General features: G+C 41.0%; 5 protein-coding genes and 1 tRNA gene. All 6 read left to right on the forward strand.

What is annotated here, in order from left to right; genetic code table 11:
- The 6 genes from nuoL to CVT14_RS01265 all read left to right on the forward strand — a co-directional run bounded on the left by nuoL (position 1) and on the right by CVT14_RS01265 (position 8,272).
- Positions 1 to 1,839 (forward strand): NADH-quinone oxidoreductase subunit L, encoded by a 1,839-nt coding sequence (nuoL, locus tag CVT14_RS01240; RefSeq protein WP_107849488.1) that lies wholly within the window; start codon positions 1 to 3, stop codon positions 1,837 to 1,839.
- Positions 1,839 to 3,350, forward strand: coding sequence for an NADH-quinone oxidoreductase subunit M (locus tag CVT14_RS01245; protein WP_107849489.1), 1,512 nt, complete (start codon positions 1,839 to 1,841; stop codon positions 3,348 to 3,350). The genes nuoL and CVT14_RS01245 overlap by 1 nt, the downstream gene beginning before the upstream one ends.
- Entirely contained in the window at positions 3,347 to 4,837 is a 1,491-nt protein-coding gene (gene nuoN, locus CVT14_RS01250; protein ID WP_107849490.1) for an NADH-quinone oxidoreductase subunit NuoN, read from the forward strand. Before CVT14_RS01245 ends, nuoN begins: the two co-directional genes overlap by 4 nt.
- A 22-nt stretch (positions 4,838 to 4,859) precedes the next feature.
- Positions 4,860 to 7,229: a tetratricopeptide repeat protein gene (locus CVT14_RS01255; RefSeq protein WP_107849497.1), complete on the forward strand. Its 2,370-nt coding sequence runs from the start codon at positions 4,860 to 4,862 to the stop codon at positions 7,227 to 7,229.
- Positions 7,230 to 7,235: 6 nt separating this feature from the next.
- A complete protein-coding gene (locus CVT14_RS01260) occupies positions 7,236 to 7,964 on the forward strand; it encodes a HEAT repeat domain-containing protein (protein WP_107849491.1) in 729 nt (242 codons plus the stop codon).
- Positions 7,965 to 8,199: 235 nt separating this feature from the next.
- Positions 8,200 to 8,272, forward strand: a tRNA-Lys gene (locus tag CVT14_RS01265).
- Positions 8,273 to 8,274 lie beyond the last annotated feature (2 nt).

Below are 8,274 nucleotides of genomic sequence, written 5' to 3' on the forward strand. Positions count from 1 at the left end.
ATGATTTTATTTTGTATTTCGCTATTTTTCCCGCTTCTTAGCTTCATCATAGCTGGTATCTTTTCGCATAGCAGTAAGAATTTATTTATCGGTCTTTTTTGCTCGCTTCTCATGATCGTTAGCGCCACAGCTTCACTCATGCTAACGGCTAGTCTTAGCGTAGATGAGCCACTAAATTTAACCCTAAAAGAGTTTATAAACTTAGGCTCGCTCGATCTTAGCTTTAGCTTCTACCTTGACGCGATCAGCCTTGTGATGCTTAGCACCGTGGGCGTGGTCGCTAGCATCGTGCATATCTACTCCATTGGCTACATGAGAGATGACGCGAGTTTTAACCGCTTTTTTAGCTACTTGGGGCTCTTTGTCTTTTGCATGAACGTCCTTGTCTCAAGCGATAACTTCATAGGGCTCTTTATCGGCTGGGAGGGCGTTGGACTTTGCTCGTGGCTGCTCATTGGCTTTTGGTATAAAAGACCTAGCGCAAACGTCGCTGCAAACGAAGCCTTCGTGATGAACAGAGTGGCTGATCTTGCCATGCTTGTTGGCATCTTTTATATATTTTATAGCTTTGGCTCGCTTAAATTTAGCGAGGTTTTTAACGCTAGAAGCGACCTTTCTGGGCTAAATTTAGGCGTCATCGCCACACTTCTTTTCATAGGCGCCATGGGCAAAAGTGCGCAGTTTCCATTTCACACATGGCTTGCAAACGCCATGGAGGGACCAACGCCGGTTTCTGCGCTCATCCACGCTGCGACCATGGTAACAGCTGGCGTCTATCTAGTCATACGCGCAAATTTCATCTTTGCAAACGTGCCTGAAGTCTCGCACTTTATCGCCTGCCTTGGCGCATTTGTAGCGATATTTGCCGCAAGCATCGCGCTAGTGCATAATGACCTTAAAAAGATAATCGCCTACTCGACGCTTTCACAGCTTGGATATATGTTTGTAGCCGCTGGACTTGGGGCGTATAAGATCGCACTTTTTCACCTTGTCACGCACGCATTTTTTAAGTCACTTCTCTTTTTGTGCGCTGGCAACGTTATGCACGCGATGAATGACGAGCTAAATATCAAAAAAATGGGCGGACTTTATAAATTTATGAAGCCAACTGCACTTCTTTCTATCATCGCAAGCTGCGCGTTGGCTGGATTTTACCCATTTGCTGGCTTTTTTTCAAAAGATAAAATTTTAGAGGTCGCCTTTAGTGAAGATCAAATTTTGTGGGCCGTCTTGCTCTTTGGCGCAGTACTTACGGCATTTTATAGCTTTAGACTTGTCATGCTAGTATTTTTTGCAAGGCCAAAGAGCGACACTCACGCACATGAAGCCAAAAACTACATGCTTGTTGGTATGAGCATGCTTGGCGTTCTCTCAGTCATCAGCGGCTTTTTCTGGAGTAACTTTAGCGAGTTTTTGGGTGCTAGCCTTGGGGATTTTAAACTAAATTTATCTCACAGCAGTGAAATTTTCTTACTCGTTTTAACGCTTACTTTAGTGCTTGCAAGCGCTGGCTTTGCTGTGTTTGCCTATAAAAAAGAAATTTTTAAAGAGAGCATTTGTGAAAGTAGAGTTTATAAAATTTTGCAAAATGCCTACTTTATACCAAAATTTTATGAGAAATTTTTTATAAATGGCTACGCTTTAATCTCTAAAATTTGCAAGAAAATTGATGAGATGATAGTTGATAGAGGTGTCGATTTTGTCGCACTTTTGGTAACTAAATTTGCATATCTTGCAAACAAAATGCAAAGTGGCGATCTAAGCATCATGCTTAGATTTATGGTCGCTGGATTTGCCTTGCTTTTAAGCTTTATATTTTTATTAAACGGAGCCAAATAATGCTAAGTGTCATCATATTTTTCCCAGCCATAAGCGCAATACTTGGCTTTTTGATAGAAAATAAAAGCATCAAATTTTATGGAGCAAGCATCGCGCTAATCGAGCTTTTACTAGCTATTTTTATCTGCGTAAATGTTGATTTTCAGGGTTATGACTTTGTTTTAACGCATCAAGTCTCGCTCATACCAGGCCTAAATATCAGCTACTTTGTGGGCATCGACACCATTTCGCTTGTGCTTATAGTCCTTAGCGCATTTATGAGCTTCATCTCTATCGCCGCACTTAGTGATGATGGAAATTTAAAGCACCTGGTTATTAGCGTGCTATTTTTAGAGAGCACGATGATGGGCGTCTTTAGCGCGCTTGATATGATCTTGTTTTACAGCTTTTGGGAGCTTAGCCTCATACCGCTTCTTTACATCATCGGCGCATTTGGCAGTAAAAATAGAATTTACGCTGCGATTAAATTTTTCATCTACACATTTTTAGGCTCTGTCTTTATGCTAGTAGCGATCATTTTTATCGGATATCTGTGCTATCAAAAAAGCGGCGTCTTTAGCTTTAACCTGCTTGATTGGTACAAGCTTGGCATCGGAGAAAATGCTCAAATTTGGCTATTTTTAGCATTTTTCTTTGCTTTTGGCGTGAAAACTCCGCTATTTCCATTTCACACGTGGCTTCCTTACGCGCACGGACAGGCTCCTACGATCGGCTCAGTGCTACTTGCTAGCGTGCTTTTAAAGATGGGTACTTACGGCTTTGTGAGATTTTCACTCCCACTTTTTCCAGATGCGAGCCTGCTTTTAAGTGGCTTTGTCTGCGTCATAGCCATCATCATGATCATCTACGCAGCCCTCGTTGCCTACGCGCAAAGCGACATGAAGCAAGTGATCGCTTATAGCTCCATTTCACACATGGGCGTCATCATGCTTGGCATTTTTTCACTAAATTTAATAGGCCTTGGCGGCTCGATATTTTTAATGATAAGCCACGGTATCGTAAGCGGCGCACTATTTTTGTTAGTTGGCGTCATCTACGAGAGGGCTCACACCAAAGAAATTTGCGAATTTGGCGGCCTTGCTAAGGTGATGCCAAAGTATGCGCTTATATTTTTTATAGCAACTCTTGCAAGTATCGGCCTGCCGCTAACGATCGGCTTTGTAGGCGAGTTTTTGAGCTTGCTTGGCGTCTTTAAGCTAAACAAGCTCTTTGCGCTACTTGGTGGCTTTAGTATCATCGTGGGCGCTGTTTATATGCTGGTGCTTTATAAAAGGGTCTTTTTTGGCGAGTGCAAAGAGAAAAATTTAAGCCTAAAAGATCTAAATTTTAAAGAGCTAGCCGCTCTTGTGCCACTTTGTTTGCTCATAATCGCTCTTGGTATCGCACCAAATTTGATCCTAAAACCACTTGAGCCAAGCGTGCAAAATATCATAAGCAAAATGCAAACTAGAGCTGTAAATAGCGGCACAAAGGATAAAATTTCATCTTTAAATGGTGGGAGCAAACTATGAACGAAATAGCCTTTTTAGACCTAAACGAGATCTCGCTACAATCGCTCTCACCGATGCTAAGCATGATGGTTTTTGCACTTTTTATTCTCATAGTTGGAGCGATAAAAAAGGATCTTTCGAGGAATTTCTACTGCGTATTTTGCATCATCGCCATATTTGTAAATTTAGGTATTACGCTTGATTTTAACGGGCTTAGCCTAAGCTTTTGGGATATGCTTTTAGTTGATGGAATTTCTATCATCTCGCAGATCATTATCCTAATCGCCTCAGCTCTTTTCATCCCGCTGGCACTTAGCACAAAAGAGTATTTTGAGTATAAAATTTACGAGTACTACGCGCTATTTTTATTTATGATCGCTGGATTTTTGTTTATGGTGAGCTCAAACAACCTACTCATCATCTTTTTAGGCCTTGAGATCAGCTCGCTTTGCCTCTACACCCTAATCGCCCTTCACAACAAGGCAAAAAGCGTCGAGGCTGCCATCAAATACTTCGCAATGGGCTCGCTCTCAGCTAGCTTTTTTGCGATGGCGATAGCGATGTTTTATCTCGCAACAAACTCAATAGACATCGCTCGTATCGGCGTTGTCATAAAAGATCTTAGCCTAAATCAAAATTTAATAATCTTGCTTGGTTGCGTTTTCATCGCTTCAGCCATTGGCTTTAAGCTCTCACTCATACCATTTCACACATGGATCCCAGACGTTTATGAGGGCTCAAATGCCCCACTAGCTGGCTATATGTCGATCGTGCCAAAGGTGGCGGGCTTTATCGTCGCGTTAAGAATTTTTGCGATGCTTGAGGGCTCTGGAATTTCATGGATAAAAGATATGCTCTACATCATCGCCGTGCTTACGATGAGCCTTGCAAACATCATGGCGCTAGTGCAAAAAGACGTCAAAAGGATGCTGGCCTTTAGCTCCATAGCTCACGCTGGTGTCGTGCTTTGCGCGCTTGTGGCAAATTCTCACGAGGCAAATGTCGCCTTGTTTTTCTACTGGATCATGTTTTTGTTTGCAAATTTGGGCGCATTTTCTATGCTCTGGGTCGCAAGGTGCGACGACGTCGTCTGCTGGGACAAGCGCTTTAAGCACCCGTATGAGAAATTTTCAGGCCTTATTAAAATTTTGCCAAGTTACGCCGTGATAATGGGAATTTTCATGATCGCCCTTGCTGGCATACCACCTTTTAGCGTATTTTGGGGCAAGATGGTGCTTATCTCATCGCTCATAAAGTCTGATTACGTCGTGCTTAGCCTCATCATCATGATAAACTCAGCGATTGCTATTTATTACTACCTAAAGCTCATCGTCTTTATGTTTTTAAAAGAGCCTATCGTAAAAGATAAAAATATCTACATCTCAAACGTCTCGATGGCGCTAAAAGTGATCGTTGGAGTTGCCGTTGCTGGCACGGTCTTTGCCTTTTTATTTTCTGGAGCGATTTTGGAATTTATCGAGCATTTTGTCTTTGCTTCAGGATTTTAGAAAATTTAACTATAATGGCGGCATGAAAAAGCTCTTAACCATCTTATTTTTACCGCTTTATCTATCCGCCTTTAGCCTTAGCCTAAACAGCGGCGCAAACGCAAATAAGCCTTATAGCGTCCTTCAGCTAAGCGACGAGAAAGAATTTGAATGTGTGGAGCAAATTTTAGCCTATGATACGAAGCGCTACGTTTGTATGCTCGATGATGGGATCTTGCCAAAGATCGAAGATACGACGCTGCCTTTAATGGACATAAAATATAAAAAGCAAGACGGCAAGCTCTTCATCGTTATCATGCCAAAAGCACCCTCAAAACTTCTAAATGTTCAAACTGAGCTTTACAGCAGTCCAAGCGTGCAAGATACGCCAAAGACGACCATCTCAAAGCACTTTAGCATCATCATCGACACTTCGCTTAGTGAAAATAACAAAAGAGTATCTGGGCTAAATTTTTCGCCTGATTTTAGAGATATGCTAAGTCCAAGCATCGGAGCGCTTGATCTTAACAAAGCACCTATCACTGGGCTTGATAGCAATGATATAGACATCTACATAAATATAAAAAGAGCTTACGAAAAGGGCGCTTATGAAAGCGTGGTAAAAGATACGCAAACAGCGATGAAAAGGCACCCAGCTAGTCTTTTCTCAAGTGAGTTTTTACTTTTTAGACTAAGAGCGCTTGATAAAATTTTTGAGACAAAGAGCGAGTTTGAGGGGCTTGAGCCAAAGGACATCGTAAGCGAGGGCAGAGCTTGGATAAGAAAATTCCCTTCTGATGAGAACTACTCTGAGGTGCTATATCTCATCGCCAGAGCTTACCTCAAAGATAGCATCGCAAGTGATGCAAAATATATGCTTGACATACTAAGTGAAGAGCACGCAGAGTCTAAATTTACAAAGCTTGCCACGCTTGATTATGCTGACTACCTATATAAAATAGGCAGGCAAAAAGAGGCGCTAAGCGACTATGAAAAGGTACTCTACTCTACAAACGACATCGACCTCGCAAGTAGAGCTGCACTAAGCCTAGCGGACGCAAATATCGATAAAGAGAAATTTGACGAGGCGAAGAAATTTGTACTAAAGATCGCAAATGCAAATGAAAAATTTTTCATGAACGATCCGACAAAATCGATGAATTTAGCCTATACATTTGCCAGCAAAGATATGCCAGACGTGGCTGCTAAAATTTATGAAATTTTGGTAAATAATAGCGACAGGACAAAAGACTTTTACGAGGCAGCATTAAAAAATTTAGCGCTAAATTTAGCCAAAACCAAAGATGAAAAAAGGGCGTATGAGTATCTAAACAGATATGAAAAAGAGTTTAAATATGGCGATTATATCGATGAGGTCGCTAAGGCAAAGGATGGGCTATTTTTTGAAGAGGACGACAAAAATGCCACCGCACTTCACGCAAGATATAAAGATCTCATCGAAAAATATGCTGGCACAAATATCAGTCAAAAGGCATTAATTAGCGAGCTTGAGCTTGATCTAAAAGAGCGTAAATTTGCCGATGCGCTAGCTTATAACAATCTCGCAAAAGATGAAAATTTAAGCAAGGCGGTGGAGCTAGTAAATGAGGCCGCGCTTGAGCTAACAAAAGAGTTTTTCATAAAAGATGACTGCACAGCGGTTGTAAATTTACTAGAAAACTACGATGTGAGCAAGGTCTCTTTGCCACAGTTTAAGCTATTTAACTGCTACTTTAGAACGGCGCGCTATAACGACGCGCTAGAGCTTGCAAAGGCACATGTTAAGGATGAAAATTTAGAAGATAGGGTCGAGTGGCTGGTAAATTTGAGCAAAATTTTATATAAAAATAAAGACTACGAGCATGCGATCACTGCGGCAAATGACGCGCTCTCGCTTGGCTCAGCGGTCGAGTACTCAGATCCTACGCCATCGCTTTTTGATAGATTTTACTCGTTGCTTGCGCTAAAGCGCTTTACCGAGGCAGTCTCTACGATTAGCGCGATCGAGCAGCTAAGAGGACAGGACTTTAAGATCATCGAGGCGTATGCGGCTATATGTGACTACGCGATGAAGAGCAACGACTATGCTATCGCTGCAACCTACGCTAAAAAGGCGCTTGAGCTGCAAACTAGGGCCAAGATAAATACCTTTTCGCCAAAGCTAAATTTTGACTACTCAGAGGCTTCGCTAAAGACAGATAATCTTGACGAGGCGCTTGATGAGGCGAAATTTATACTAAATATGAAGCTTGAGCCAGAAGACCGCTTGCATGCTCTAAATTTAGCAAGTGAAATTTACATCAGACAAAAGCAGTATAAGCTAGCTAAGCCTTATCTAAACGAATGCGTTGGCTCAAATTTCACAAGTGCTTACAAAGATGCCTGCAAAGCCAAACTTGAGATGATAAAGTAAAATTTAGTGCTAAGTTTAAATGATCTTGAAAGAGAGTATCTAGAGCTTAAAAAAGAGAATTTCTTAGATGGCAAAAGGATCAAATTTATAGCAAATTTAAGCGCAAGTGATGAGATAGCGTATCACTATGAGCTCATTTGCAAAGAGTGGCAAGAGGGCGGGCAGTTAAATTTAGAGAGTAGCTTTGATAGGCATGGAGGCGCTGGGCTAGAGTTTTTGTTTGAGCGTTTAGCCAAAAAGAGCGATCAAAAACTAAAAATAGAAACCATCTATCTTATAGCGCAAATCCTTACTAAATCTAAGCATAGAGACTTTTATGCCACATTTTGTGACCGCCTTATCCCTCAAATCACCTCTTTTTTAGGGACAAATGATGCCTTTCGCCGCAAGCTTATAATAGCGCTTGGTTGGGTTGGCACGTTAGAGCAAATAGATATTTTGATAAGCGAGATGTTAAAAAGCAAAGATAGCCTTTGCAGGGGTTGGGCAGCAGCTAGCCTTATGCAGATGTCGTTTCACAGAGTTAGCCAAGAGATCTTGCGAGATAAAACAAAAGCTGCATTTTTGCAAGGCATCTCTAGCGAAAAAGATCTATACGCCTGCGCAATTATGATAGAAGCAGCCCAAATTTTGTTTGATAAAAAGTGGATATCTTCTAGTGCAGTCCAAAATCAAGACGCCAAAAAGATAGAAAAAGCAAGAAGAACAGCTGTAAGATTTTTAGGCGAGAATTAAATTTGCCACTAAGCATATTGTGTGCTCAAAGGAGTTTTGCTTGTTGGGTTACAAAGCAAAAATGGTTTAAATTTATAAGAATTTTTGGCTTTAAATTTATAAAATTTAAAAATAAAATTTTATATTTTTCGCTTAGAAACAGCGGACAAAATAGCTTTAATTTGATTTAAAATTTAATTTTTTCTTGACATATAATAATGTTTTTTGTATAATCTCAATTCTTTTTTAAACAAATGTCTTGCTAGCTCAGTCGGTAGAGCATCTCACTTTTAATGAGGGGGCCGTTGGTTCGAATCCAACGCAGGACACC

It is taken from the genome of Campylobacter concisus (assembly GCF_003048445.1).
In the GTDB taxonomy this organism is placed as follows: domain Bacteria; phylum Campylobacterota; class Campylobacteria; order Campylobacterales; family Campylobacteraceae; genus Campylobacter_A; species Campylobacter_A concisus_BF.